Origin of the sequence: Flavobacterium sp. CAU 1735 (genome assembly GCF_039888695.1) — a bacterium.
In the GTDB taxonomy this organism is placed as follows: Bacteria; Bacteroidota; Bacteroidia; order Flavobacteriales; family Flavobacteriaceae; genus Flavobacterium.
This window is the reverse complement of record NZ_JBDQQQ010000001.1, coordinates 455,926-482,844: the sequence shown is the minus strand read 5'-3', so window position 1 is coordinate 482,844 and position 26,919 is coordinate 455,926. Positions and strand designations below refer to the sequence as shown.

The 26,919-nt window shown below is 40.8% G+C and carries 23 protein-coding genes; 20 read left to right on the top strand and 3 right to left on the bottom strand.

Annotated features, from left to right (window positions below; all coding sequences use genetic code 11):
* Window positions 1-64: 64 nt before the first annotated feature.
* Both AAFN64_RS02380 and gpmI read left to right on the top strand, forming a co-directional pair.
* Window positions 65-2,485 (top strand): DUF5916 domain-containing protein, encoded by a 2,421-nt coding sequence (locus AAFN64_RS02380; RefSeq protein ID WP_347759163.1) that lies wholly within the window; start codon window positions 65-67, stop codon window positions 2,483-2,485.
* Window positions 2,482-4,014 (top strand): 2,3-bisphosphoglycerate-independent phosphoglycerate mutase, encoded by a 1,533-nt coding sequence (gpmI, locus tag AAFN64_RS02375; protein ID WP_347759162.1) that lies wholly within the window; start codon window positions 2,482-2,484, stop codon window positions 4,012-4,014. The genes AAFN64_RS02380 and gpmI overlap by 4 nt, the downstream gene beginning before the upstream one ends.
* Before the next feature lie 28 nt (window positions 4,015-4,042).
* Here gpmI and AAFN64_RS02370 read toward each other — a convergent pair whose 3' ends face one another.
* Entirely contained in the window at window positions 4,043-5,317 is a 1,275-nt protein-coding gene (locus tag AAFN64_RS02370; protein ID WP_300491356.1) for an acetyl-CoA hydrolase/transferase C-terminal domain-containing protein, read from the bottom strand.
* 125 nt (window positions 5,318-5,442) lie between these two features.
* Here AAFN64_RS02370 and map point away from each other — a divergent pair, with 125 nt between their 5' ends.
* From map to pruA, 5 genes are all read left to right on the top strand, one after another.
* The gene (gene map / locus AAFN64_RS02365) at window positions 5,443-6,261 is read left to right on the top strand and encodes a type I methionyl aminopeptidase (RefSeq protein ID WP_347759161.1); all 819 of its coding nucleotides are present in this window, start codon (window positions 5,443-5,445) and stop codon (window positions 6,259-6,261) included.
* Window positions 6,262-6,318: 57 nt separating this feature from the next.
* Window positions 6,319-7,083, top strand: coding sequence for a methyltransferase domain-containing protein (locus AAFN64_RS02360; protein ID WP_347759160.1), 765 nt, complete (start codon window positions 6,319-6,321; stop codon window positions 7,081-7,083).
* A gap of 81 nt (window positions 7,084-7,164) precedes the next feature.
* Window positions 7,165-8,433: a DUF5103 domain-containing protein gene (locus AAFN64_RS02355; protein WP_300491350.1), complete on the top strand. Its 1,269-nt coding sequence runs from the start codon at window positions 7,165-7,167 to the stop codon at window positions 8,431-8,433.
* An 80-nt stretch (window positions 8,434-8,513) separates the two neighbouring features.
* Complete coding sequence (apaG, locus tag AAFN64_RS02350; protein WP_136402904.1) at window positions 8,514-8,900, top strand: Co2+/Mg2+ efflux protein ApaG; 387 nt, start codon at window positions 8,514-8,516, stop codon at window positions 8,898-8,900.
* A gap of 103 nt (window positions 8,901-9,003) precedes the next feature.
* Window positions 9,004-10,629, top strand: coding sequence for an L-glutamate gamma-semialdehyde dehydrogenase (pruA, locus tag AAFN64_RS02345; protein WP_347759159.1), 1,626 nt, complete (start codon window positions 9,004-9,006; stop codon window positions 10,627-10,629).
* Between the two features lie 110 nt (window positions 10,630-10,739).
* On the opposite strand, the gene rsmG is transcribed toward pruA, so the two are convergent.
* Window positions 10,740-11,369, bottom strand: a complete 630-nt coding sequence (gene rsmG, locus AAFN64_RS02340) for a 16S rRNA (guanine(527)-N(7))-methyltransferase RsmG (RefSeq protein ID WP_347759158.1) — start codon at window positions 11,367-11,369, stop codon at window positions 10,740-10,742.
* A 116-nt stretch (window positions 11,370-11,485) separates the two neighbouring features.
* Between rsmG and AAFN64_RS02335 the strand changes: the two genes are divergently transcribed.
* The 7 genes from AAFN64_RS02335 to fabD all read left to right on the top strand — a co-directional run bounded on the left by AAFN64_RS02335 (window position 11,486) and on the right by fabD (window position 18,239).
* Window positions 11,486-12,580, top strand: a complete 1,095-nt coding sequence (locus AAFN64_RS02335; protein ID WP_300491343.1) for an acyl-CoA desaturase — start codon at window positions 11,486-11,488, stop codon at window positions 12,578-12,580.
* A gap of 42 nt (window positions 12,581-12,622) precedes the next feature.
* Window positions 12,623-13,825 (top strand): pyridoxal phosphate-dependent aminotransferase, encoded by a 1,203-nt coding sequence (locus AAFN64_RS02330; RefSeq protein ID WP_347759157.1) that lies wholly within the window; start codon window positions 12,623-12,625, stop codon window positions 13,823-13,825.
* A 72-nt stretch (window positions 13,826-13,897) separates the two neighbouring features.
* Window positions 13,898-15,079, top strand: coding sequence for a formate-dependent phosphoribosylglycinamide formyltransferase (purT, locus tag AAFN64_RS02325; protein ID WP_347759889.1), 1,182 nt, complete (start codon window positions 13,898-13,900; stop codon window positions 15,077-15,079).
* Between the two features lie 3 nt (window positions 15,080-15,082).
* Window positions 15,083-15,658: a Crp/Fnr family transcriptional regulator gene (locus tag AAFN64_RS02320; RefSeq protein ID WP_347759156.1), complete on the top strand. Its 576-nt coding sequence runs from the start codon at window positions 15,083-15,085 to the stop codon at window positions 15,656-15,658.
* A gap of 252 nt (window positions 15,659-15,910) precedes the next feature.
* On the top strand, window positions 15,911-16,630 hold the full coding sequence (locus AAFN64_RS02315) for a pirin family protein (protein WP_300491373.1): 720 nt from the start codon (window positions 15,911-15,913) through the stop codon (window positions 16,628-16,630).
* A 43-nt stretch (window positions 16,631-16,673) separates the two neighbouring features.
* Window positions 16,674-17,204 carry a YceI family protein gene (locus AAFN64_RS02310; RefSeq protein WP_300491337.1) on the top strand — a complete coding sequence of 177 codons (531 nt, stop codon included), beginning with the start codon at window positions 16,674-16,676 and terminating at the stop codon, window positions 17,202-17,204.
* Between the two features lie 159 nt (window positions 17,205-17,363).
* On the top strand, window positions 17,364-18,239 hold the full coding sequence (gene fabD, locus AAFN64_RS02305; RefSeq protein WP_347759155.1) for an ACP S-malonyltransferase: 876 nt from the start codon (window positions 17,364-17,366) through the stop codon (window positions 18,237-18,239).
* A 68-nt stretch (window positions 18,240-18,307) separates the two neighbouring features.
* Here fabD and AAFN64_RS02300 read toward each other — a convergent pair whose 3' ends face one another.
* Window positions 18,308-19,558 carry an ABC transporter permease gene (locus AAFN64_RS02300; RefSeq protein WP_300491333.1) on the bottom strand — a complete coding sequence of 417 codons (1,251 nt, stop codon included), beginning with the start codon at window positions 19,556-19,558 and terminating at the stop codon, window positions 18,308-18,310.
* A gap of 299 nt (window positions 19,559-19,857) precedes the next feature.
* Between AAFN64_RS02300 and purH the strand changes: the two genes are divergently transcribed.
* From purH to rodA, 6 genes are read left to right on the top strand one after another with little or no spacing between them, the layout of a single operon-like run.
* Window positions 19,858-21,384 carry a bifunctional phosphoribosylaminoimidazolecarboxamide formyltransferase/IMP cyclohydrolase gene (gene purH, locus AAFN64_RS02295; protein ID WP_347759154.1) on the top strand — a complete coding sequence of 509 codons (1,527 nt, stop codon included), beginning with the start codon at window positions 19,858-19,860 and terminating at the stop codon, window positions 21,382-21,384.
* Between the two features lie 53 nt (window positions 21,385-21,437).
* The gene (locus AAFN64_RS02290) at window positions 21,438-22,466 is read left to right on the top strand and encodes a rod shape-determining protein (protein ID WP_136402146.1); all 1,029 of its coding nucleotides are present in this window, start codon (window positions 21,438-21,440) and stop codon (window positions 22,464-22,466) included.
* An 11-nt stretch (window positions 22,467-22,477) separates the two neighbouring features.
* Window positions 22,478-23,305, top strand: coding sequence for a rod shape-determining protein MreC (gene mreC, locus AAFN64_RS02285; protein ID WP_347759153.1), 828 nt, complete (start codon window positions 22,478-22,480; stop codon window positions 23,303-23,305).
* Complete coding sequence (locus tag AAFN64_RS02280) at window positions 23,298-23,804, top strand: rod shape-determining protein MreD (RefSeq protein ID WP_300491326.1); 507 nt, start codon at window positions 23,298-23,300, stop codon at window positions 23,802-23,804. The genes mreC and AAFN64_RS02280 overlap by 8 nt, the downstream gene beginning before the upstream one ends.
* Complete coding sequence (mrdA, locus tag AAFN64_RS02275) at window positions 23,801-25,663, top strand: penicillin-binding protein 2 (RefSeq protein WP_300491324.1); 1,863 nt, start codon at window positions 23,801-23,803, stop codon at window positions 25,661-25,663. The genes AAFN64_RS02280 and mrdA overlap by 4 nt, the downstream gene beginning before the upstream one ends.
* Window positions 25,663-26,919 (top strand): rod shape-determining protein RodA, encoded by a 1,257-nt coding sequence (gene rodA / locus AAFN64_RS02270; RefSeq protein ID WP_300491322.1) that lies wholly within the window; start codon window positions 25,663-25,665, stop codon window positions 26,917-26,919. Before mrdA ends, rodA begins: the two co-directional genes overlap by 1 nt.

Genomic DNA, 26,919 nt, shown 5'->3' with positions numbered 1-26,919 from the left:
AACATTTATTCTTACAAAACAGAATTAAAAAAAGTATATTTGTTAATTTCAACTCAAAAATTAAATGAAAAACGTAATTTTCTTCGTTTTTATTGCCATAAATGCAACATTTATTTTCGGACAGGAGGTTACACCCGATATTCAAAATAAAAAAAGATTAAAGGCTTCACTACTTAAAAGTCCCATTGTTGTCGATGGAAAACCCGACGAAAACGAATGGAAAAACGCAGAAGCTGCAACCGGTTTTATCACGTTCCAACCCGATAACGGTAATCCCGCGCCTTACGAAAAACGAACCGAAGTAAAGGTTTTATACGATGACGACGGTATTTATATTGCCGCCTTTCTGTATGATGATCCATCTAAAATTGTAAAAGAAATCACCGAAAGAGACAAATTCGGCACTTCCGACTTTTTTGGTATTTTTATTAATGGTTATAACGACGGGCAACAGGATTTTCGCTTTTTTGTAAGTACCGCCGGAACACAAATGGATTGCATTGCCACCGAAAGCGGTGAAGATTATTCATGGGACGGCATCTGGCATAGCAATGTTGCGCTAACCGATTATGGCTGGACGGTTGAAATGAAAATTCCCTACGCCGCCTTGCGTTTTTCCGAACAAAAAGAACAAATATGGGGCGTTAATTTTTTTAGAGAAATCCGCCGGGATCGCCAAAAATTTACGTGGAATCGGATCGATAATAAGATCGGCAATACCATTACACAAGCCGGGATTTTAGAAGGAATCCGGGATATCAAACCGCCTACCCGACTGTTTCTGATTCCCTATTCTTCCTATTATGTAAACAACAACAAAGCCAGCGGTACCAATACCGAGTTTAAAGCCGGAATGGATATCAAATACGGGATCAACGATTCGTTTACACTGGATGCGATTCTTGTACCGGATTTTGGGCAAACCGCCTTTGACAATGTCGTCCTGAATCTTGGCCCGTTTGAACAGCAGTTTAATGAAAACCGACCTTTTTTTACCGAAGGTACCGATATGTTCAACAAAGGAAGTTTACTCTATTCCCGTAGGATTGGCGGGTCGCCGTCTACTTCACCGGATGTTGGCGAAAATGAAGAAATACAACAATATCCGTCACGAATAAACCTGATCAATGCGGTTAAAATTTCCGGTCGGACGTCAAAAGGGCTCGGAATTGGTGTGATGAATGCGGTTACCGAAAAAGCCGAAGCGACCATCCGAAATTCCGAAACCGGAGCGATCCGATCTGAAGTGGTCGAACCTTTGGCCAACTATAATATTCTGGTACTGGATCAGCGATTCCGGAAAAATTCATCCGTTTCGGTAGTCAATACCAGCGTAATTCGCGAAGGTGCTTTTCGGGATGCCAATGTGAGTGCTTTGCTTTTTGATCTGAATACCAAAGCCAACACCTATAATCTTTCCGGGAATGTAAAGTTTAGTCACGTTACCGATTTCGGTGAAATTAAAAACGGGTATACCGCCTATCTGAATTTTGGAAAAACGAGCGGTAATTATCGCTTTAGCACCAATGCCAGTTATATATCGGACAAATACGACATCAACGATTTGGGTATTATTTTTATGACCAACTACCACAACTTTACTTTTAATGGCAGTTACCGTATTCTGAATCCGAATAAAACTTTTAACACATTTAAAATCAGCACAATTACCTATACCGAACTGGAAAATGTAACCGGAAAACCGCAGGAAGCTTCGCTGGAATTTAACCTGGAAACTACCGATAAAAAGAATCATTATTTCGGAGCCGGCTTTTTAGTATCGCCGTTTGAAACCTTCGATTTTTACCAGCCACGCAAAGACGGACGCTTTGTATACAATCCAAAATATATGTTTAACTGGATTGATATTTCCACCAATTACAATTATCCTTTTGCTTTGGATGCCAATTTGTTTGTGGATTTTTACGATCAGGACAAGCGTCGTAATTTCGGAATCCGGATTAGTCCGCGGTACCGTTTTAGCGATCAGTTTACATTGATTTACGCGATAGACTGGAACCGACAAAATAACGAAAAAGGCTGGGTCGATTTTGATGCTGATCAGATCATCTTTGCCAATCGAAACCGGAATACTATTGAAAATACCGTAACCGGAAAGTTTTCAATTAACAGCCGAATGACGATTAATCTGAAGGCACGTTATTACTGGTCGTATGCCGAAAATCTTACTTTTCTTACGCTAACCGACGATGGTTATTTCCTTCCCAATACGGTCTATAATGAGAACCAAAACTCCAATTTTAAAATCTGGAATTTCGATTTATCCTATTCGTGGTGGTTTGCACCCGGTAGTCAGTTGTCAATTTTGTACCGCAACAACGCAATTCACACCGAAAGACGCTTAAATAAAAATATTATTGATAATTTAGAGCACACTTTAAGCAACAATCTTAACAACACACTATCAATTAGTTTTCGCTACTATATTGATTACAACAATGCCAAAAAATGGTTCAAAACATGAAAAAGAAAGTTATTTTAATGATTCTGGATGGTTGGGGAAAATCACCCGATCCTAAAGTTTCAGCAATCGACAATGCCAACACGCCTTTTATTGACAGTCTTTATACCCAATATCCGAATGCTTCGTTACGTACCGATGGTTTAAATGTCGGACTTCCGGAAGGTCAGATGGGAAATTCCGAAGTGGGCCATATGAACCTTGGTGCCGGAAGAATTATTTACCAGGATCTGGCCAAAATCAATCTGGCCGTTCAGAACAAAACGTTAAATAACGAAAAAGAAGTACAGGCGGCTTTCGAATATGCCAAAAAGAACCATAAAGCGGTTCACTTTTTAGGTCTTGTTTCCGATGGTGGTGTGCATTCCCATACGTCTCATTTAAGAGGCCTTTTGGATGCCGCTCAGGAATCCGGCGTACAAAATGTTTTTGTGCACGCTTTTACCGATGGTCGTGATGTCGATCCGAAATCGGGTGCCCGATATATCGAAGATCTTGAAAATTACCTGCATCGATCCAATGCCAAACTGGCGTCTATTATTGGACGTTATTATGCTATGGATCGCGATAAAAGATGGGAACGTATCAAAAAAGCATATGATCTTATCGTAAACGGACAAGGAACACCTTCTACAAATCCGGTATTAAGTGTTTTGGCCTCTTATCATAATAATGTGACCGACGAATTTATCGAACCAATAGTTATTGTTGACGAACAACAACAGCCGATTGCGACGGTAAAAGACGGCGATGTGGTGATTTTCTTTAATTTCAGAACCGACCGCGGGCGCCAGTTAACCGAAGTCTTATCGCAAAAAGACCTACATGAGCAAAACATGCACAAACTGGATTTGTATTATGTAACGATGACCAATTATGACGATACCTATAAAAATGTTCACGTCATTTACGATAAGGAAAACATTACCGAAACGCTGGGAGAAATCCTGGAGAAAAACCATAAAAAACAAATCCGGATTGCCGAAACGGAAAAATATCCGCATGTTACGTTTTTCTTTTCCGGTGGTCGTGAAGAACCTTTTATAGGCGAAAGCCGACTCTTATGTCCGTCGCCAAAGGTGGCTACCTACGATCTGAAACCGGAGATGAGTGCCTTCGATCTTAAAGATGCGCTAATTCCGGAATTGCAAAAAGGCGAGGTGGATTTTGTTTGTCTGAATTTTGCAAATGGCGATATGGTTGGCCATACCGGTGTCATGGAAGCTGCGATTAAAGCCTGTGAAGCCGTTGATCGTTGCGTAAAAGAAGTCATCGAAACGGCTTTAGCAAACGATTATACCACTATTGTAATTGCCGATCACGGTAATTGTGAAACCATGATCAATCCGGATGGTACGCCAAATACGGCACACACTACCAATCCGGTTCCGATTATTTTAGTGGATAAGGAATTACAATTCATCGATAACGGTATTTTAGGTGACATTGCTCCGACCATACTGGAGTTAATGGGTATCGAAAAACCGGCTGCGATGACACAACATTCGCTTTTACATCCGATTCAAAAATAGAAAAAGCTCCGAATGGAGCTTTTTTATTTTATTTGAAATGACTGAGTTCATAATACGCCTTGTCAATCCATTCCCGGTGATCCGGATGCGCAATTTTTACCAGTTCGTCCGAACGTTGTTTTAGCGTTTTTCCGTATAAATCGGCGATACCGTATTCCGTAACTACATATTGCACATGCGAACGGGTTGTCACTACTCCGGCACCCTGTTTTAAATACGGTACGATACGACTCTCCCCTCTTTTCGTTACTGATGGCAATGCAATAATCGCTTTTCCGCCTTTACTGAGTGAGGCACCACGAACAAAATCCATCTGACCGCCAACACCCGAATACATTTTAGCTCCGATCGAATCGGCGCAAACCTGTCCGGTAATGTCTACTTCTATCGCTGAGTTGATCGCGATCATTTTAGGATTTCTACGGATTACCGAGGTGTCATTTACATAGGATGATTCCCGCATTTCGATAAACGGATTGTCATTTACAAAATCGTATAACCGTTGCGAACCAATTAAAAAGGTTGCTAAAGCCCGCCCGCGGTTAACCCCTTTAAAATTACAGTTGATCACATCATTTTCAATAAGGTCGATCACACCATCCGAAAACATTTCGGTATGCAATCCCATGTTTTTATGGTTTACCAATTGCGCCAACACGGCATTCGGTATGGAGCCGATTCCCATTTGCAGCGTACTTTCGTCCTCAATAAGCCCGGCTACGAGTTCCCCGATTTTAGCTTCAACCGGACTAATCTCTTTCGAGCCATGTCCGTGAATCGGTTCATTTACCTCAACCAGATAATCGATTTCCGAAACATGTAGAATCCCATCGCCAAAGGTTCGCGGCATATTCGGATTGACCTGAGCGATCACTATTTTGGAATTTTCTACCGCGGCAATCGACGCTTCTACCGAAACACCTAACGAACAATATCCATGACTATCCGGCGGTGATACATGAATAAAAGACACATCCAACGGAATAACACCTTTCCGGAACAAATGTGGCAATTCACTTAAAAACACCGGTGTATACGATCCGTTTCCGGATGCTATGGTATGTCGGACGTTCTGCCCGATAAAAAAGGAATTAACATGAAAACTTGCTGCCAGTTCCGGGTTCGCGTAAGCCGCTTCTCCTTCGGTATGCAAGTGGCATAATTCTACATTTCTCAGTTCGGATGCCCGCTCGGCCAACGCTTTAGTCAAAACCGTTGGCGTGGCCGCTGCCGCCTGAACGTAAATACGATCGTTTGACTTTATTACTTTAACAGCTTCCGCTGCCGTTACATATTTGCTCATACACTTTACTTTTAGGTAAAATTAAACTCAGAGAAGTTACGAAAATATGATAAAACTCATACCTGCATTTCAATTAAAAAATAATCAACAGAATATTGTACTTTTGCAGTCTGAAAAATAACGTTATGATTATTCCTAAAACAAGAGAAGAAATAGAATTAATGCGTGAGAGTGCCCTACTGGTTTCCAAAACCTTAGGGATGATTGCGGGCGAAATCAAACCCGGTATCACTACGCTTCAACTGGATAAATTAGCCGAAACTTTTATCAGGGATCACCAGGCAATCCCGGGATTTTTAGGATTATACGGATGTCCGTCGACCTTATTGACCAGTGTAAATGACCAAGTTGTCCACGGTTTACCAACCGACCGACCGATTCAGGAGGGCGATATTGTTTCCGTTGACTGTGGTGTTATTAAAAATGAATTTTACGGAGATCACGCCTATACTTTCGAAATTGGCGACGTTGCTCCCGAAACGAAAAAACTACTTCAGGTTACCAAAGAATCCTTATATGTAGGTATCCGTGAATTTAAAATCGGAAACCGTGTGGAAGACGTTGGAAATGCGATTCAGAAATATGCCGAAGGTCATGGATACGGAGTGGTTCGCGAATTAGTAGGTCACGGTTTAGGACGTAAAATGCACGAAGAACCGGAAATGCCAAACTACGGTAAAAGAGGTCGCGGAAAACTTTTTATAGAAGGAATGGTTGTTGCCATCGAACCGATGATCAATATGGGAACCCGAAATATCAAATACCTGAAAGACGGTTGGACTATTTCGACCCGCGACGGAAAACCAAGTGCGCATTTTGAACACGATGTTGCTATAGTAGACGGAAAACCGGAATTATTATCCACTTTCCAATACATTTATCAGGCATTAGGTATTCAATCCAACGAAGAAAACGAATTCCGAAAACAAGCTTTAGCACTTTAAAACAAGACCCATGCAGACACTATTATTATATAGTGTCTGCATGATAAATTCCTGTACATGAAATCCGCTTTCAAATTTATACTAAATACCATTCCGAGACCATTACTGATCCGGCTGAGTTATGTTGTACGTCCTGTTTTGGCTTTGGCCTTGAAAGGAAATACCTTTACCGATCCGATCGATGGTAAAAGCTTCCGTAGTTTCCTTCCTTACGGATACGGAACCCAACGGAATAACGTATTGTCACCCAGCACGCTTTCGCTGGAACGGCATCGTTTGCTTTGGTTGTATCTGAAAAATGAAACCGATTTCTTTACCGCACCTAAAAAAGTATTGCACTTTGCACCGGAACAGGCTTTTTACAAACGATTCCGAAACCAGAAAAATTTAGAGTACACCACAACCGACCTCCTTTCGCCACTGGCAGATGTTAAGGCCGATATTTGTAATCTTCCATTTGCCGATAATTCGTACGACCTGATTTTGTGCAACCACGTTTTGGAACATATTCCGGACGACACCAAAGCCATGCAGGAATTATACCGTGTTTTAAAACCGGGTGGGATGGGAATTTTCCAGATTCCGCAGGATTTAAACCGTGCCACAACTTTCGAAGACGATTCCATTACCGATCCTAAAGAACGGGCCGCCATTTTTGGTCAGTATGATCATGTGCGCGTATACGGACGGGATTATTTCGACAAGCTTCGCAGTATGGGCTTTACGGTAACCGAGGAAGATTACACCCAAAAAATTGCACCGGAACTCGTAGAACGGTATTGTCTGGCCAAAGGGGAAATAATTCCCGTTTGTCACAAATAAAATCCATAGCGGACACCTTTTTTAACGGATTGTTGTAGCGAATTGTTTATCTTTACCTCACTGACAATTCAAAAAAGCCCTATGTTATTTTATAAAAAACTACGATTTTTACTGCTTCTGTCTTGTGTATTATCCGGTTCTGCTTCCGTTTTTTCCCAGGTTGAAAAGGAAGTCAATCCGCCGTTCAACATCAAAACCGTGTCGTTTGTTCAAAGTGGTGCCAACACCATTCCGATGTTTCGTCTGGGTGATACTTTCGAATTACAATTTGATGATTTATTTGGCAACGAGGCCGATTATTATTATACAATCACCCAATACAATTACGACTGGACACCAACCATACTGGCCAAGTCGGAATACCTTCAGGGAATGGACAATCAGAGAATTATGACGTATCAGAATTCTTTTAATACACTCCAGATTTATTCGCATTACAAACAGGCCTTCCCGAATCGTTTTAACCGTATATTATTATCCGGTAATTACATGATCAAAATTTTTAACGACAACCAGGAACTTGTTTTTTCCAGACGTTTTATCGTTTATGAAGAAAACCTTTCCGTTCCGTTACAAATCAAACGTTCCCGTAACCTGACCGATATCGAGAAAAAACAAAATCTGGATTTCACCATCAAAATGGGCGACAATAACACGCTGCAAAATCCGGTTCAGAATATTAAAGTCGCGTTATTACAAAACGGACGATGGGACAATGCCATTTTAAACATCAAACCGCAATATACGTTAGGTTCTGATCTGATTTACCGTTACAATCAGGAAACCCAGTTTTGGGGTGGTAACGAATTTTTATATTTCGACAATAAAGACATCCGCAATCCCGGCAACAACGTAGGAAAGGTGACTTCCGGTGAAATTTATAATTCCCTGTTATTTGCCAATTCTCCGAGAGGCGATAAACCGTACACCTATTATCCGGACATCAACGGTAGTTTCTACGTCCGTAATATTGGTTCCGAAAACGGCGAAACCGAAGCCGATTATGCCTGGGTTTATTTTACATTGATTCCACCAACGACCATCGATAAAAAAGATATCTATGTAAACGGGATGTTTAACAATTATGCGTTGACACCGGAAAACAAAATGGACTTCAACGCACAGAAAGGTGTTTACGAAAAAGCGATTTTACTCAAACAAGGGTTTGTAAACTACCAGTATGTACAATTGGATGCCAAAGGTAAAGTCGACAATCAGAATGCGATTGACGGCAATTTCTACCAAACGGAAAACAATTATTTTGTGATCGTTTATTACCGCGGAAACAACGACCGTTACGACAAAATTATCGGGCGCGGTTTTGCCACTTCCGAAAACATCACGAATTAAAAAAGTTTTAAAATTATCCGAATCGATTCAAATATTTGCTATTTTTGGAATTATTTCCCAAAAATCCAATCGGAAAAATTATGGTTTCACAAATAACCAGAGGCATAAAAATTTCTGTTCTGACTAGTTTTGAAGGTACTTACTTCAAAAACTACAAGATTCACTTTGCCTTTAGTTACGAGATCACAATCGAAAACCAAAGCAAGGATTCCGTTCAACTTAACTCACGTCACTGGGAGATTTACGATTCCCTTAACGATCTTGAGATTGTTGACGGCGAAGGCGTGATCGGTAAAAAGCCGGTACTGAAACCGGGTGAAAAACACACCTACAGCTCCGGATGCCTGCTTTCATCGCCATTTGGAGCCATGCGCGGGTATTTTAACATGATCAATTTTACCTCAACCCGATCGTTCCGTGTAATAATTCCTACATTCCGTTTAAGCGCTCCTTTTGCCTTGAATTAATTCATTTTTTACCAAAGCATTAACACCACAAAAAATACCTTTTTCGTGAATAATTTGTATCTTCGCTACGCGAAAATTTGATAATTAATAAATACAAATTGTTATGCCAAAAGGAATTTATAATGTACCTAAAGCCGTTAACGAACCTGTAAAATCGTATGCGCCGGGTACGCCGGAAAGAGATGCAGTTTTAGCAACTTTCAAAGAATTGTACAACGCCAATGTTGATGTACCTTTATATATAGGTGGTGAAGAAATCCGTACCGGGAACACCAAAAACCTAACACCTCCATTCGACCATAAACACATTGTGGGACAATACCACCAAGCTGAAAAAGAGCATATCGAAAAAGCGATCAGCACCGCTTTGGAAGCAAAGAAAAAATGGGCCACCCTTTCGTGGGAACACCGTGCTTCTATTTTCTTAAAAGCAGCCGATTTATTAGCAGGTCCTTACCGCGCTAAAATCAATGCGGCTACGATGATTGCACAGGCAAAAACCGTTCACCAGGCAGAAATTGACTCCGCTTGTGAGTTAATTGACTTCTTACGTTTTAACGTTCAGTTTATGACGCAGGTATATGCGGAACAACCGATTTCTTCCGAAGGTATCTGGAACCGTGTGGAGCACCGTCCGTTAGAAGGTTTCGTATACGCGATCACTCCTTTTAACTTTACTGCTATTGCTGGAAACTTACCGGCTTCTCCAGCTTTAATGGGGAACGTAGTGGTATGGAAACCAAGTGCTACGCAAATCTACTCAGCGAATGTAATTGTTGAGGTTTTCAAAGAAGCAGGTTTACCGGCAGGTGTTATCAACGTAGTATATGGTAACTCCGCGATGATTTCCGATACGTTATTAGCAAGTCCTGATTTTGCAGGTATCCACTTTACAGGATCTACAGGCGTTTTCAACGATATGTGGGCTAAAATCGGACAAAACATCAGCAAATACAAAACATATCCTAGAATCGTAGGAGAAACCGGAGGTAAAGATTTCGTAGTAGCACATCCATCAGCTATTCCAGCTCAGGTGGCTACCGCTTTATCAAGAGGTGCTTTCGAATATCAGGGGCAAAAATGTTCCGCGGCTTCCAGAGCGTATTTACCAAAATCGACCTGGTCTGAAGTTAAAGAACTATTAGTTACCGATATTGCTTCCATGAAAATGGGATCACCGGAAGATCCGTCTAACTTCGTATCTGCTGTAATTTCCGAAAGTTCTTTCGACAAATTAGCAGGATTTATCGATCAGGCGAAAAAAGACAGCGATGCTGAAATTATTGCCGGTGGTAACTACGACAAATCGATTGGATATTTTATCGAGCCAACGGTAATTGTGACTACAAATCCAAAATACACCACTATGGAAACCGAATTATTCGGACCTGTGTTGACTATTTATGTATACGAAGATGCGAAATGGGAAGAAACGCTTGCTTTAGTAGACAGCACTTCTGAATATGCTTTAACAGGAGCTATCTTCAGTCAGGATCGTTATGCTATCGAGCAGGCTACAAAAGCCCTTGAAAATGCAGCCGGAAACTTCTATATCAACGACAAACCAACCGGAGCTGTTGTAGGACAACAACCTTTCGGTGGTGCAAGAGCATCCGGAACTAACGACAAAGCCGGTTCGGTATTAAACTTAATGCGTTGGGTATCGCCTAGAACCATTAAGGAAACTTTCGTTCCACCAACAAATTACAGATATCCATTCTTAGGATAATATAACATCATTTTACACCTGACAGGTTTTAAAAACCTGTCAGGTGTATAAAATCAAACAAAAAAAGCGTGCTAAAGCACGCTTTTTTATTTTATAATTCCATCAGGTTTTTACGCCTTATATTTTAGCGGTAAGTGTACCACTTTTTTGGTTTCAAAAAATTCTGTTTTAAAATAATCGGCAAGATCATATTGCGTTGCTTTTGGAAAATCCTGTAACTCTTCGGTCAGATCGCCTCCTTTTAAATAAAGGATCCCGTTTTTCAGTTCGTGATTTTGTTTTTTCTTCACCTTATCTTTTACCCATTGTACAAAATCCGGCATATTGGTCACCGCGCGACTTACGATAAAATCGAATTCCTCTTTTACGTTTTCTGCCCGCATTTGTTCGGCTTTGACATTTTGCAATCCCAAAGCAGTTGCTACTTCATTTACCACACGGATTTTCTTAGCAATCACATCAATCAGATAGAAATCTACTTCAGGATAAAGTATCGCCAACGGAATTCCAGGGAAACCACCTCCGGTACCCACATCCATAATTTTCGACCCCGGTTTAAACTCCTGTATCTTCGCAATTCCCAGCGAATGCAATACGTGTTTTTCGTATAATTCGTCTATATCTTTTCTCGAAATCACATTAATTTTAGCGTTCCAATCTTTATACAAAACTTCCAATTCACGAAACTTAGAAACCTGATCTTCTGTTAGATTAGGGAAATACTTTACAATATCCTGCATTATTCAAAATTTTCCACAAAAGTAAGCATTTTGTCCATCATTTTTTTCCATTTTTAACCTATTACATTTCTATTAATAATTACCTTTGAACGAAAATTTTGCATTTTAATAAACTTATGATAAAACAGACTCCACTTTTTTCAAAAACCGATAGTTTAAAATTTTTCAGGACACTAAATAAACGAGTTAACGATTATTTTAAGGAAAATAATATCAAGAAAACCGGAAACTGGAAACTACACATGAAGACCATTATCATGTTTAGTATCTTTCTGGTTCCGTACTTTTTAATCTTAACCATTAGCATGCCGCTTTGGATTCATTTACTAATGACTATTCTGATTGGCGTTGGAATGGCCGGTGTTGGAATGAACGTTATGCACGACGGAAACCACGGCGCTTACTCTTCAAAACCCTGGTTAAATAAGATTATGGGCGGTAGTATGTATATCCTGGCCGGAAATGTATACAACTGGCAAGTACAACACAATGTATTGCACCATACCTACACCAATATCCACGGTCATGATGAAGATCTTGACGCAGGTCGAATTATCCGTTTTACCGAACACGCCAAATGGTCACCGGTACACCGTTTTCAACAATATTATTCCATTTTCCTATATGGTTTACTGACATTTAACTGGGCGATTACCACCGATTTCCGTCAAATGCGACGTTATATCAAACGAAAATTATCGTATGGTGAATTCCCTAGTCCGTTTAAACTATGGACAACATTGGTTATTACCAAGATCATTTATTTTGCCTTATGGTTAATTCTTCCGATGCTTTTAGGAATCGTTTGGTGGGAAGTATTATTAGGATTCTTTATCATGCACTATACCGCCGGATTAATCTTAAGTGTAGTATTCCAATTGGCACACGTTGTAGAAGACATTCACCACCCGCAACCGGACGAAAACGGAGAATTGGAAAACACCTGGGCCGTTCATCAATTATATACAACTGCCAATTTTGCACCGAAAAACAAAATTGTCAACTGGTATACCGGTGGATTAAATCACCAGATCGAGCATCATATTTTCCCGAACATCAGTCATATTCACTATAGCAAAATCGGGGAAATCGTAAAACAAACGGCAATGGAATGCAACCTTCCGTATTACGAATTTCAAACGATGCGTTCTGCGGTTTATTCGCATTTCAAACACTTAAAAGAAATGGGGCAAAAACCGGCTATCGCTTAAAAACTACATATAAACCATAAACTTCAAAACAAAATCATTTTTATGAATCCGCTTTCTGATAGAATTAATAATTTATCGACATCGCAAACCCTGGCCATGGCTGCCAAAGCCCGAGAATTAAAAGCCGCCGGAATAGACATCATCAGCTTAAGTCTTGGCGAACCCGATTTTAACACGCCCGACTTTATCAAAGAAGCCGCTATTCAGGCCATTCACGATAATTACAGTTCGTATCCTCCGGTAGAAGGTTACCTGGAACTTAAGGAAGCTATTTGTAAAAAATTCAAACGAGATAACGGATTAGACTACAAACCGTCTCAAATTGTAGTATCTACCGGTGCAAAACAATCGTTATATAATATCGCACAAGTGATGATCAACCCTGGTGACGAAGTGATTTTACCAGCACCATACTGGGTTAGTTATTACGAAATCATCAAAATGGCCGGCGGTGTTCCGGTAGAAGTTCCGACAAGTATTGAAAGTGACTTTAAAATCACTCCGGAACAACTGGAAGCAACCATTACACCGGGAACCAAAATGATGTGGTTCAGCTCCCCTTGTAATCCAAGTGGTTCGGTATATAGCAAAGAAGAATTAACAGCACTGGTAGCTGTATTGGAAAAACATCCTTCGGTTTATGTCGTATCGGATGAGATTTACGAGCATATTAACTTTACTGGATCGTATTGCAGTATCGCATCTATTCCGGGTATGTTAGACAGAACCATTACCGTAAACGGTGTTGCCAAAGCTTTTGCCATGACCGGATGGAGAATCGGTTATATCGGTGCGCCGGAATTTATCGCCAAAGCCTGTACCAAAATGCAGGGTCAGGTAACCAGTGGTGCGAATACCATCGCGCAACGCGCTACGATTGCTGCTGTTGAAGCCGATCCGACTGTATTAAAACACATGGTTCAGGCATTCCAACAACGACGTGATCTTGTTGTTGGTTTGATCAAACAAATTCCAGGAATGAAAATTAACGTACCGGAAGGTGCTTTCTACGTTTTCCCGGATGTATCTGCCTTCTTCGGAAAAACATTGCGTGGTACATTGATCAACAATGCGGATGATTTCGCTATGTACCTTTTGGCCGAAGCCAATGTAGCCACAGTAACAGGTGATGCTTTCGGAAACCCGAACTGTATTCGCTTTTCATACGCAACCAGCGACGATCTACTAAAAGAAGCTTTGCACCGCATTAAAGAAGCGGTAGCAACTTCGGAAGTTTTAGCATAAATTTACGTCCCGACTCTGTCGGGACTTTTTTTTAACGGTCACGCCGACAATTTACAACAACAAACTACTAAAATACAACACACTACAATGACTAAAAAAATACTACTATTAGGTTCCGGCGAACTCGGAAAAGAATTTGTAATTGCTGCACAACGTATTGGACAAACCGTAATCGCTGTCGATAGCTATGCCAATGCTCCGGCCATGCAGGTCGCTCATGGATATGAAGTGATCAACATGCTTGACGGTACCGCTCTGGATGCTGTAATAGCCAAACACCAACCCGATTTTATCGTACCGGAAATTGAAGCCATACGTACCGAACGTTTTTACGATTACGAAAAACAAGGCATCACTGTAGTTCCATCCGCCAAAGCAGCCAACTTTACGATGAACCGAAAAGCTATCCGCGATTTGGCCGCTAAAGATTTAGGACTGCGCACCGCTAATTACCGTTATGCGACTTCGGCTGCGGAACTGGAAAAAGCCGTTTCGGAAGTTGGGATGCCCTGCGTGGTGAAACCCTTAATGTCGTCGTCCGGAAAAGGACAGTCGACGATTAAATCGGAAGGTGATATCGCTAAAGCCTGGCAATATGCCGTAGACGGTTCCCGAGGCGATGTTGTGGAAGTAATCGTAGAAGCTTTTGTAAATTTTCATTCCGAAATCACCTTATTAACCGTAACACAAAATAACAACCCGACGCTTTTCTGTGCGCCAATCGGTCACCGACAAGAACGCGGGGATTATCAGGAAAGCTGGCAACCGGCTCGCGTATCGGATAACGATATTGCAGAAGCACAGGATATGGCCCGAAAAGTAACCGAAGCCTTAGGTGGTGCCGGATTATTTGGAGTGGAATTTTTCCTAACAGATGAAGGCGTTTATTTTTCCGAATTATCACCACGTCCGCACGACACCGGAATGGTAACTTTAGCCGGAACGCAAAATTTTAACGAGTTTGAATTACACCTGCGCGCCATTTTGAGTCTGCCGATTGCAGCCATCACCTTAGAAAAAAATGGTGCCAGTGCCGTGATATTGGCTTCGGAAAATTCCGAACAGCCAACCTATACCGGAATTGAAAAAGTAGCCGCTTTACCGAAAACAGATTTCAGAATATTTGGTAAACCGACTTCAAGACCGTATCGTCGAATGGGGGTTGTTTTAACCAGCGATACACTGGAAACTCCTATCGAATCGATTACCGAAAGAGCCAAAGAAATCGCAACCTTCGTACACGTAAACGCCTAAAAAATGAACCTACTCCTTAATACAATTGCCCGATATGTAACACTAACGCCCGAAGAACAGGAACGCGTGGTGTCGGCTACGGAATTTCAATCCTATAAAGCCAAAAGCATTTTATTAAAGGAGGGCGAAATATGCCTTCACTCCTATTTTGTGATCAAAGGTATTTTACGCAGTTATACGATCGATGAAAACGGTGTGGAACATGTGGTGAGTTTTGCCTCACCCGGTTGGTGGATTGCCGACATGTACAGTTATCTGTCGCAACGTCCCGGACAATTGTATATCGAAACCAATGAAGATTCGGAAGTTATTATGTTGTCCAAAGAAAATCAGGAGCGACTTTATGACGAAGTTCCTAAAATGGAACGCTTTTTTAGAATCCTGATCGAGAATTCACTTGTCGCCAATCAGCAGCGGTTAATTGACAACCTTAGTTTTACGGCCGAAGCACGTTATGACAAGTTTACCAAAAAGCATCCGGATCTGATCCATTGCCTACCACAAAAACAAATCGCTTCTTATATAGGAGTAACTCCGGAGTTTTTCAGTAAGATGAAAGCCCGTTTACTCAAAAAATAAACTTCCAATCCCCGTTCAACGACCTGTGACGGGGATTTTTTCATTTCTTAATCTAGGTTAAGTGTATTCGTTATCAATCGGTTGTATCTTTGAACTATCAAAATAACCGTTATGAACCGAAAAGATTTTATCAAAAAAAGTTTGTTGGGAACCGGAGCTGTCATCACCGGAACGGCATTAGCCAAAGAAGCCATTTCCGACCCAAAAGAACCCGTAGGATTTAATCATATTCAAAACACAAACTCTAAGATTATGGAAAATATCGTATTGCATAAAGCCAACACCAGAGGAAACGCCAATCATGGCTGGTTACAAAGTTTCCACACTTTTAGTTTTGCTAATTATTTTAACCCGGAAAGGGTTCATTTCGGAGCCTTACGCGTTTTAAACGACGATACCGTAGCTGCCGGAATGGGATTTGGAACACATCCGCACGACAATATGGAAATCATTAGTATTCCATTGGAAGGCGATTTGGAACACCAGGACAGTATGGGTAACAAAACCGTTATCAAAAAAGGCGATATCCAGGTGATGAGTGCCGGAACCGGTGTACGCCATAGCGAATACAACAAAAACGCCGATAAAGAGGTTAAATTCCTTCAGATATGGGTTTTCCCAAGCAAACGAAATGTGGCGCCACGTTATGATCAGATCACATTAAACGAAGACGAAAGACATAATGTATTGCAACAGGTACTTTCTCCAAATCCGGATGACGAAGGCGTTTGGATCAATCAGGATGCCTGGTTTCATATGGGAAAATTCGACGCCGGTATCGCAAAAGAGTACTCTTTTAAAAAAGAAGGAAACGGACTTTATGTTTTCGTACTAAAAGGAGCGGTTTCTGTAAATGATCAGGCTCTAGACACCCGCGACGGATTGGGAATCTGGAATACCGACAAAGTAACCATTACGGCTACTACTGATGCGGAGTTCCTATTAATGGAAGTTCCAATGGAAATCGAATAAATAAAAAATTAAAACAATACTATAACTTTTAAAACATATTATTATGGCAACTACAAAATGGGCAATTGACCCGACACACTCAGAAATAGGATTTAAAGTAAAACACATGATGTTTACTAATGTTTCCGGTAAATTCGAAAACTACGACGCTTCAATCACAACCGATGGTGATACTTTCGAAAATGCTTCGATTAGTTTTTCAGCCGATGTGAATTCGGTAGACACTAGAAACGCCGATCGTGACAATCACTTAAAAAGCGCTGACTTTTTCGATGCGGAAAACCATCCAAAACTGACTTTTAAAGCGTCATCTTTTACCAAAGTAGACGACGACACTTATGAGTTATCCGGAGATCTTAGCTTGCGTGGTGTTACTAAATTTGTAAAACTACCGGTAGAATTCAGCGGATTGATGAAAGACCCTTGGGGTAATACCAAAGCCGGGTTAAACATTTCCGGAAAAATCAGCCGTAAAGACTGGGGTTTAAACTGGAATTCCGCCTTGGAAACCGGTGGTGTATTGGTGAGCGACGACGTTCGTTTAAACATCGAATTACAACTTGTACAGCAATAATTATTTCATAATCTGGTTTTAAGTAGAACCGTTGCAGTCTACCTTTTTAGGGAAACTGCAACGGTTCCTTATTTCAGGCTCGGCAACAATCTGCTTTCCAATATGCTAAAAAACACTATTTTTGCCTGTCAATAACAAACAAAACCAACAGAGAAGAATATGAAAGCATATGTATTTCCAGGTCAGGGTGCTCAGTTTACCGGAATGGGTAAAGAATTATACGAAAATTCGGCACTGGCAAAAGAACTATTCGAAAAAGCAAACGAGATATTAGGTTTTCGCATTACCGACATTATGTTTGAAGGTACTGCCGAACAATTAAAAGAAACCAAAGTAACACAACCGGCTGTTTTTTTACATTCGGTGATTTTAGCCAAAACCCTTGGTGACGACTTTAAACCGGAAATGGTTGCCGGTCACTCGTTAGGTGAATTTTCGGCTTTGGTTGCCAACGGAACCTTATCGTTCGAAGATGCTTTGAAATTGGTTTCCCAAAGAGCCATGGCGATGCAAAAAGCCTGCGAAATCACTCCATCTACTATGGCGGCCGTTTTAGGTCTTGAGGATAAAGTAGTGGAAGATGTATGTGCTTCAATCGACGGAGTGGTTGTAGCTGCCAATTACAATTGCCCGGGTCAGTTGGTAATTTCCGGTGAGTTAACCGCTGTGGAAAAAGCCTGCGAAGCGATGAAAGAAGCCGGAGCAAAACGTGCCTTGATTCTTCCGGTTGGTGGTGCTTTCCACTCGCCTATGATGGAACCGGCTCGCGAAGAACTGGCTGCAGCTATCGAAGCAACAACATTTAACACTCCAATTTGTCCGGTGTACCAAAACGTACCGGCAAAAGCCGTTTCGGATCCTGCTGAAATCAAAAAGAATTTGATCACACAATTAACCGCTCCGGTAAAATGGACGCAATCCGTACAACAAATGATCGCCGACGGTGCCACTTTGTTTACAGAAGTAGGTCCGGGTAAAGTTTTAGTTGGATTGGTAAATAAAATAGATAAAAACGTAGCGACTGCTTCAGCATAATAGTATTAAAATACTATAGTATTCACACCTGACAGGTTTTAAAAACCTGTCAGGTGTTTTTTTTATTATTACATTCCGCTTCGGATGGCTTCTACCGGGTCCAGTTTGGAGGCTGAAATCGCCGGGATAATTCCGGAAATCAATCCGATAAATGCGGCAAGTGAGGTTCCGATAATGATATTCCAGAAGCCAAGTACAAATTCAAAATCCAATACTTTCGACAATACCAGAGCAATAATCCAGACCAAAAGCATTCCGACCAATCCTCCGATTACCGATAGAATAACGGCTTCAAACAGGAACTGGAACAATATAAATCGATTTTTCGCTCCTAAAGCTTTCTGAATCCCGATCAGGTTGGTTCGTTCTTTTACCGACACAAACATAATGTTGGCAATTCCGAAACCGCCTACCAACAGGGAAAAACCACTGATAATCCAGCCTACCACATTCATTTGTCCGACGATATTATCGATCAGATCCGTGAATCCGGATAATACATTGATAAAAAAGTTATTGATATCTCCGGTTTTTAGTCCTCTGAAAGTACGTAGCTTTTGGATCAATTCGCCTTTAAAAGCTTCAATATCCACACCTTTTACCGGTTTTATCAAAATCGCCGGTGTTAGCATATCGCTATTATCACCGTATAATCGTCTTAGGAAATTTACCGGTAGGAAAACCGAAACGTCTCTACTCGGTCCGAAAGTACTCGATCCTTCTTTGTCTAAAACGCCGATCACCGTAAACCGTTGTCCGTATAAACGTATTTTTTTACCCATCGGATCCATCGTACCAAACAATCCGGTAGCCACTTCACTTCCAATAATGATTACCGGCGAACCCGAATTGGATTCTGCTTCGTTAAAAAAACGTCCTTGCGCAAATTTTAGCTTTTCAATATCGATAAACTCATTGGTACACGGGGTCACATTAATACTGCTTACGGTACTCGATTCGTATTTGATATTTTCTTTACGGGTAAACAAATTAAACGAAATCTTATCCAGATCGTTTAACGACCTTTTCAAATAGTCGAATTCTTCGTAGGTAACATCCGGGAATTGCTCGCGTTTCCATTGTGGTATATCCGATGGTCCGAATGAAAAACGCATTAGATAGATCGTATTTTTATCCAATCCGCTAAGGTCACTTTTGATTTTACGATCCATAGAATCGACAGCCGCCAGTACGGCGATAATCGAAAAGATACCAATTGTAACACCTAACAGCGACAACAGGGTTCGCAATTTATTATTCCGCAAAGCATTGAGTGCAAAACTCAAACTTTCTTTTAGCAGTCTCAGGTATAACAACATAGTGACGGGTTTAACTTTTGTAAAATTCTGTATTTTTTGAGCAATATCCTAGCCAATTAGTAGGTAAAAAACCGCAAATGTTACAGAAAATTTACACAAATACCCAATAGTTCCACCATAACCAAACCCGGTCCGTATCCGATTCTCTTCTATCGCTTAAAGTTTTGTGTCCAATAAAGCTGTGAATCAGATCAAAAACCGTGAAAAAAAATCAAAAAAGACTAAAATCTAATGCCCTTTCTTTTGAATGTTAGTCTAACAATAATTACTTTTGCACCTTTAAAAAACACAACAACACAATGAACACAACAAAAACCATTCAATCGGCTTTAATTTCGGTATTCGACAAAGACGGCCTGGAACCTATCGTTAGAAAATTACACGCCCACAATGTGACGATTTATTCAACCGGCGGAACCGAAGATTTTATCAAAAATCTGGGTATTCCGGTAGTTCCTGTGGAAGATGTAACGTCTTATCCTTCGATTTTAGGCGGACGCGTTAAAACGTTACATCCGAAAATTTTCGGTGGGATCTTAAACCGTCAGGATCATGAAGGCGATGTACAACAGATGCAGGAATACGAAATTCCACAAATTGATTTGGTTATTGTTGACTTATATCCGTTTGAAAAAACCGTTGCTTCCGGAGCCAACGAAGCCGATATTATCGAAAAAATCGATATCGGTGGTATTTCCCTGATCCGTGCAGCTGCGAAAAACTTTAAAGATACCGTTATCGTTGCCTCAGTAAACGAATATGCCTTATTCCTTGACATGATCACTAACGGAAACGGGGCGACTACATTGGAAGAAAGACGCCTTTTGGCTACCAAAGCGTTCCATGTTTCGTCACACTATGACGGTGCCATTTTTAATTATTTCAACACCGATGAAACGGTTTATAAAGCCAGTGTAGACAACGGTCAGGTATTGCGTTATGGCGAAAACCCACACCAGAAAGGGTATTTCTTTGGTGATTTCGACGCAATGTTTACCAAAGTACACGGAAAAGAGCTTTCGTACAACAACCTTTTGGACGTTGACGCGGCTGTAAACCTGATGAATGAGTTTAAAAATGACGATCCGACATTCGCGATTTTAAAACACAACAATGCTTGTGGATTAGCGACGCGTAAAACGATGAAAGAAGCCTATCTGGATGCTTTAGCCGGTGATCCGACTTCGGCCTTCGGTGGTGTTTTGATCGCCAACGGAAAAATTGATGAAGCCGCTGCGGAAGAAATCAACAAGTTGTTTTGCGAAGTGGTAATTGCTCCGGCGTATGACGAAAAAGCGATTGCTATTTTAGAAGAAAAGAAAAACAGAATCATCCTGATCCAAAATGATGTGGAATTACCTACAAAACAGGTACGCACCTGTCTTAATGGAATGTTAATTCAGGATAAAGACAATATTACAGACAATAAAGAGCTCTTAAAAACCGTTACCATAACAGCACCTACAACAAAGGAAATCGAAGATCTGCTTTTTGCCTCCAAAATCTGTAAACACACCAAATCGAACACTATCGTTTTTGCTAAAAACAAACAGTTGTGCGCTTCCGGAACCGGACAAACGTCGCGGGTAGACGCATTACGCCAGGCTGTTGAAAAAGCAAATTCATTCCATTTTGATTTAAACGGAGCAGTAATGGCAAGCGATGCTTTCTTCCCTTTTCCGGATTGTGTTGAGTTGGCAAAAAATGCCGGCATCACCGCTGTTATTCAACCGGGTGGCTCTATAAAAGACGAACTGAGTATCAACTATTGCAACGAAAATAAAGTTGCGATGGTATTTACCGGAGTTCGTCATTTTAAACATTAATTTTATTATTTTTGTAGGCTAATTATTTATAAATGTATTAAACCCTTTTTTGTATGGGATTTTTTGATTTCATGACTGAGGATATTGCGATTGACCTAGGTACCGCAAATACCCTTATTATCCACAATGACAAAGTTGTCGTTGATAGTCCATCTATAGTTGCTCGTGATCGTGTTTCTGGGAAAATTATTGCTGTTGGTAAAGAAGCAAACCAGATGCAGGGTAAGACTCATGAAAACATCAAAACCATACGTCCTCTAAAGGATGGTGTAATTGCTGATTTTGACGCATCGGAAAAAATGATCAGTTTGTTCATTAAAAGCATTCCGGCGCTAAAGAAAAAAATGTTTACACCGGCTTTGCGAATGGTGGTTTGTATCCCTTCCGGAATTACGGAAGTGGAAATGCGTGCGGTAAAAGAATCCTGTGAGCGGGTTAATGGAAAAGAAGTATACTTAATCCACGAACCGATGGCTGCGGCTATCGGTATCGGTGTGGATATTATGCAACCGAAAGGAAATATGATTGTCGATATCGGAGGTGGTACTACCGAAATCGCCGTGATCGCATTAGGCGGGATCGTTTGTGACAAATCGGTTAAAATTGCCGGTGACGTGTTTACCAACGATATCGTATATTATATGCGAACACAACACAACCTTTTTGTTGGAGAAAGTACCGCTGAAAAAATTAAAATTGCTATCGGTGCCGCTACGGAAGACCTGGATACGCCGCCGGATGAAATGTCGGTTCAGGGACGTGACTTGTTAACCGGAAAGCCAAAACAGGTAGACGTTTCGTATCGTGAGATCGCAAAAGCTTTAGATAAATCCATTCAGCGTATTGAAGATGCGGTTATGGAAACCTTATCCCAAACACCGCCCGAACTAGCCGCCGATATTTACAATACCGGTATTTATCTGGCCGGTGGAGGATCGATGTTACGAGGACTTGACAAGCGTATCTCTCAAAAAACGGATTTACCGGTTTATATCGCCGAAGATCCGTTACGAGCCGTTGTAAGAGGAACAGGAATGGCATTAAAAAATATTCAGAAATTCAAAGGGATTCTTATCAAATAAAGAACTAATTCATGCAGCAAATCTTTAACTTTATATTAAAAAACAGTAACCGGTTACTGTTTTTGCTGCTTTTGGGCATTTCTTTATCATTGACCATACAATCCCATTCCTATCACAGAAGTCGCTATATTAGTTCGGCGAATGTCTTTACCGGATTTGTATACGAAAAGATCAATAACGTTAAAGAATACCTGAACCTTCGCGAACAAAACAACCAGCTGGCCAATGAAAATGCCCAGTTGAAAAAACTGCTTTTTAACAATACCGATTCTTTAACGGCCGGAAGCGCTTTGCCAAAACCGTCCGGAATCGAAAATGTAAAAGTGTATAATGCTAAGGTGATCAACAATACTTTTAACAGTAAAGAAAATTACCTGACGCTTTTAGGTGGTGAAAAAGATGGCATTCATGCCGATATGGGTGTTGTGAACAGTTTGGGAGTCGTGGGTATGATCGAAAAGACTTCCAACAGTTATTCGACCGTACAAAGTGTCTTGAATATCAAGTCTAAGATTAATGCTAAAATCAAAAAATCCAATCATTTTGGTTCCCTAACGTGGAATGGTAAAAACGTAGGATTTGCGCAATTGATCGATGTACCACGTTTGGCTTCGGTTCGCAAAGGCGATACCATTGTAACCGGAGGTATTTCGGATATTTTCCCGGAAAACATCCCTATCGGAGTTATCGACAAAGTATATATCGACAAAGCGACCAATTATTACACCCTGAATATTCGATTATTTAACGACATGACCAACTTAGGTCACGTGTATGTAATTGAAAATGTAAAGCGAAAAGAAATCCAGAAATTACAAGAAGAAACAAAAAATGAATAGTACGTTTATTACAAATAGCTTACGGTTTGTAGTGCTGCTTGCCATACAGGTTGTTGTCTTTAACAACATCGACTTTCTGGGTTTTATCAATCCGTATCCGTACATTCTTTTTATCATTTTGTACCCGGTAAACGGTAGCAAAGCCGGTTTGCTTGTGGCCAGTTTTTTCCTCGGACTTGTTATGGATATGTTTTCCAATTCCGGAGGTGTACATGCGGCTGCCTGTGTAACCCTGGCTTATTTTAGACCTACCTTTTTTAAATTTTCATTCGGAGTCAGTTACGAATATCAGACGGTTAAAATTACCGACAAACTTACGCCCGAACGTTTTTCATTTATTCTTATTGCCGTAGTCACCCATCATTTAGTCTTATATTTATTAGAAATATTCCGTTTTAATTTTATTTGGGATATTTTATTACGAACTTTACTAAGCACTATATTTACCTTACTGCTTTGCATCATAATTATTTATTTAATTAAGCCTAGCAAACGATGAGAAAACTTTTATTACCCGGTTTGATTGTTATTGCAGCATTGCTGATAATGGCACGGCTTTTCTATCTACAGATTTTAGACGATTCTTATATCCAAAAATCGGATAATAATGCTATCAAAATCAAATATGAATATCCGGAACGCGGTTATATCTACGACCGTAACGGTCAGCTATTGGTAGCCAACCAACCGTCGTATGATATTATGGTGACACCTAAGGATGTTAAAAATATCGACACCCTTGAGTTTTGCAATCTACTGAACATCTCCAAAGAGGAGTTTATCAAAAAAATAGAAAAAGCGCGCGTTTACAGTCCGATGCTACCATCGGTATTTATCGCTCAGTTAAACAAAATGGAATATGCGGCCTTTCAGGAAAAGATCCGCAAATTTTCGGGATTTGAAGTTTTAAAGCGATCATTACGAGACTATCAGGTGACAGTAGGCGCCAACGTCTTCGGTTATATCACACAGGTAAACGATAATATCATCAAAAAGAAACCGTATTACAAAAGCGGCGATTTGATTGGTATGCAAGGTGTGGAACAGATGTACGAGGAGGTTTTACGCGGTACCAAAGGTGTAAAATACATACAGCGGGATCGTTTCAACCGTGAAATTGGCCCATATAAAGATGGTATTTATGATACGATTGCCGTTCAGGGAGAAGACATCACTTTAACCATCGATGCCGAACTTCAAAAGTATGGCGAGGCTTTAATGGTAAACAAACGCGGTGGTATTGTTGCGATCGAACCCAAAACCGGTGAAATTCTGGCTTTGGTGACGGCACCATCCTATGATCCGGCAATTTTGGTAGGTCGCGAGCGTTCTAAAAATTATACCATGCTTTACAACGATTCGATTGCAAAGCCTTTATACGACCGCGGACTTCTGGCAGAATATCCGCCGGGATCGCCTTTTAAAATATTAACCGGTCTGGCCGGACTTCAGGAAGAAGTAATCGACGAAAACACAACCTTTGTTTGTCATCACGGGTTTTCCTACGGTAGAGGTGCTTTTATGAAATGTCACTGTCCGGGCGGAAATATCAAGTTGCATAACGGTATTTACAAATCCTGTAATGCCTATTTTGCCAATGTATTTAAACGAACGATCGAAAAATATAACAAACCGCGTTTTGGTGTGGACGCCTGGAGTGCGCATATGAAAAGTTTCGGATTGGGGAATTTTATGGGCTACGATCTTCCGCCGGGAAGAAAAGGACACATCCCGACTTCGCGTTATTATGACCGCTGGTATCCGAATGGCGGTTGGAAAAGTACGACCATTATTTCCAATTCCATCGGACAGGGTGAGGTAACGATGACACCGATTCAGTTGGCGAATATGATGGCCACAATTGCCAATGAAGGTTATTATTATACGCCTCACGTTATTCGAAAAATTGAAAAACATAAGATCGACAAAAAGTTTACGACCAAACACATTACGTCTATCGACAAACAATATTTCCGACCGGTTATCGACGGTTTATTCGACGTGTACAATATGGGAACCGCAGCCAGTCTTCGTGTAGAAGGAATTGAAATTTGCGGTAAAACCGGTACGGCCGAAAACTTTACCAAGATCAACGGAAAAAGAGTACAGCTAACCGACCACTCGGTTTTCGTAGCATTTGCACCGCGAAACGATCCGAAAATCGCAATCGCTGTATTGGTAGAAAACGGTTATTGGGGTGCGCGTTGGGCCGGACCTATTTCCAGCTTGATGATTGAGAAATATCTGAAAAAGACCATTACCCGTACCGATTTGGAAAAAAGAATGCTGGAAGGCAGTTTACAACATGAATACGACAAGGTAACCAGTGGTGTACCTTTTACAATCAATAACCGATAATGAAAAATCAGAGCGTAGCGAATAATATCGATTGGATCACCATACTTATTTATATTGTATTGGTGGTCATGGGGTGGATGAATATCTACTCGGCTTCGTTACCGCTTGAGGAAACCTCAATTTTTGATTTAAGTCAGACCTATGGTAAGCAGATGCTTTTTATCATGCTCACCATCCCGTTGATTTTCACCATACTTTCTGTGGATGCCAAAATATTCGAAAAGTATGCTATTGTCTTTTATGCATTTGGTATTGTCCTCCTTCTTGGACTATTTGCATTTGGTAAGACGATTAAAGGACAAACCAACTGGTACCAGTTTGGTGGTTTCGGTTTCCAGCCGTCTGAGTTCGTAAAAACCGCCACGGCTTTGCTTCTGGCGAAGTTACTGAGTGACACGCAGATCAACATTAAACTATTTAAACACCAGATAATTGCACTGGCTGTATTTGGTTTTCCGGTGGTTTTAATCCTTCTGCAACCCGATGCCGGTAGTGCCATGATCTTTATTTCACTGACATTCGTATTGTATCGCGAAGGATTGCCAAGTTGGTATCTTTGGACCGGTTTTATCGCAATTATACTCTTTATACTTGCCTTGATTATCAAACCGGTATTTATCGTTATACTGGCGCTTATCATAATGATCATCCACTATATCTTTAACCGTCGTATCAATCGGAATCCGCTTGTTTACGGGATTATTTTTGTATTGATAACCGGATTTGTATTCTCGGTGGATTATGTTTACGAAAACGTATTGGAAGCCCACCAGAAAGATCGTATCAATGTACTTCTTGGAAAAGATGTAAACATGCAGCGTGAAGGATACAACCTGAACCAATCGATGATTGCCATTGGTTCCGGAAGCTGGCTTGGTAAAGGCTATCTCGAAGGAACGCAAACCAAAGGTGGTTTCGTACCGGAACAGCATACCGATTATATTTTTACAACTGTTGGTGAAGAATGGGGATTTGTAGGTGCTGCGGTTGTAATCATATTATTTGTAACCCTTTTTATGCGGATCATTTACCTCGCCGAACATCAGAAAACAAAATTTAGCCGGGTGTATGGCTATTGTGTCGCAACGTTCCTGTTTACCCACTTTTTTGTAAATATTTCGATGCTGATCAAGATGTTTCCAACCATTGGAGTACCACTACCCTTTTTCTCCTATGGTGGATCGAGTTTATGGGCGTTTACCATTTTATTGTTTGTATTCCTGAAAATGGATGCTAACAAAGTAAACGAATGGTAG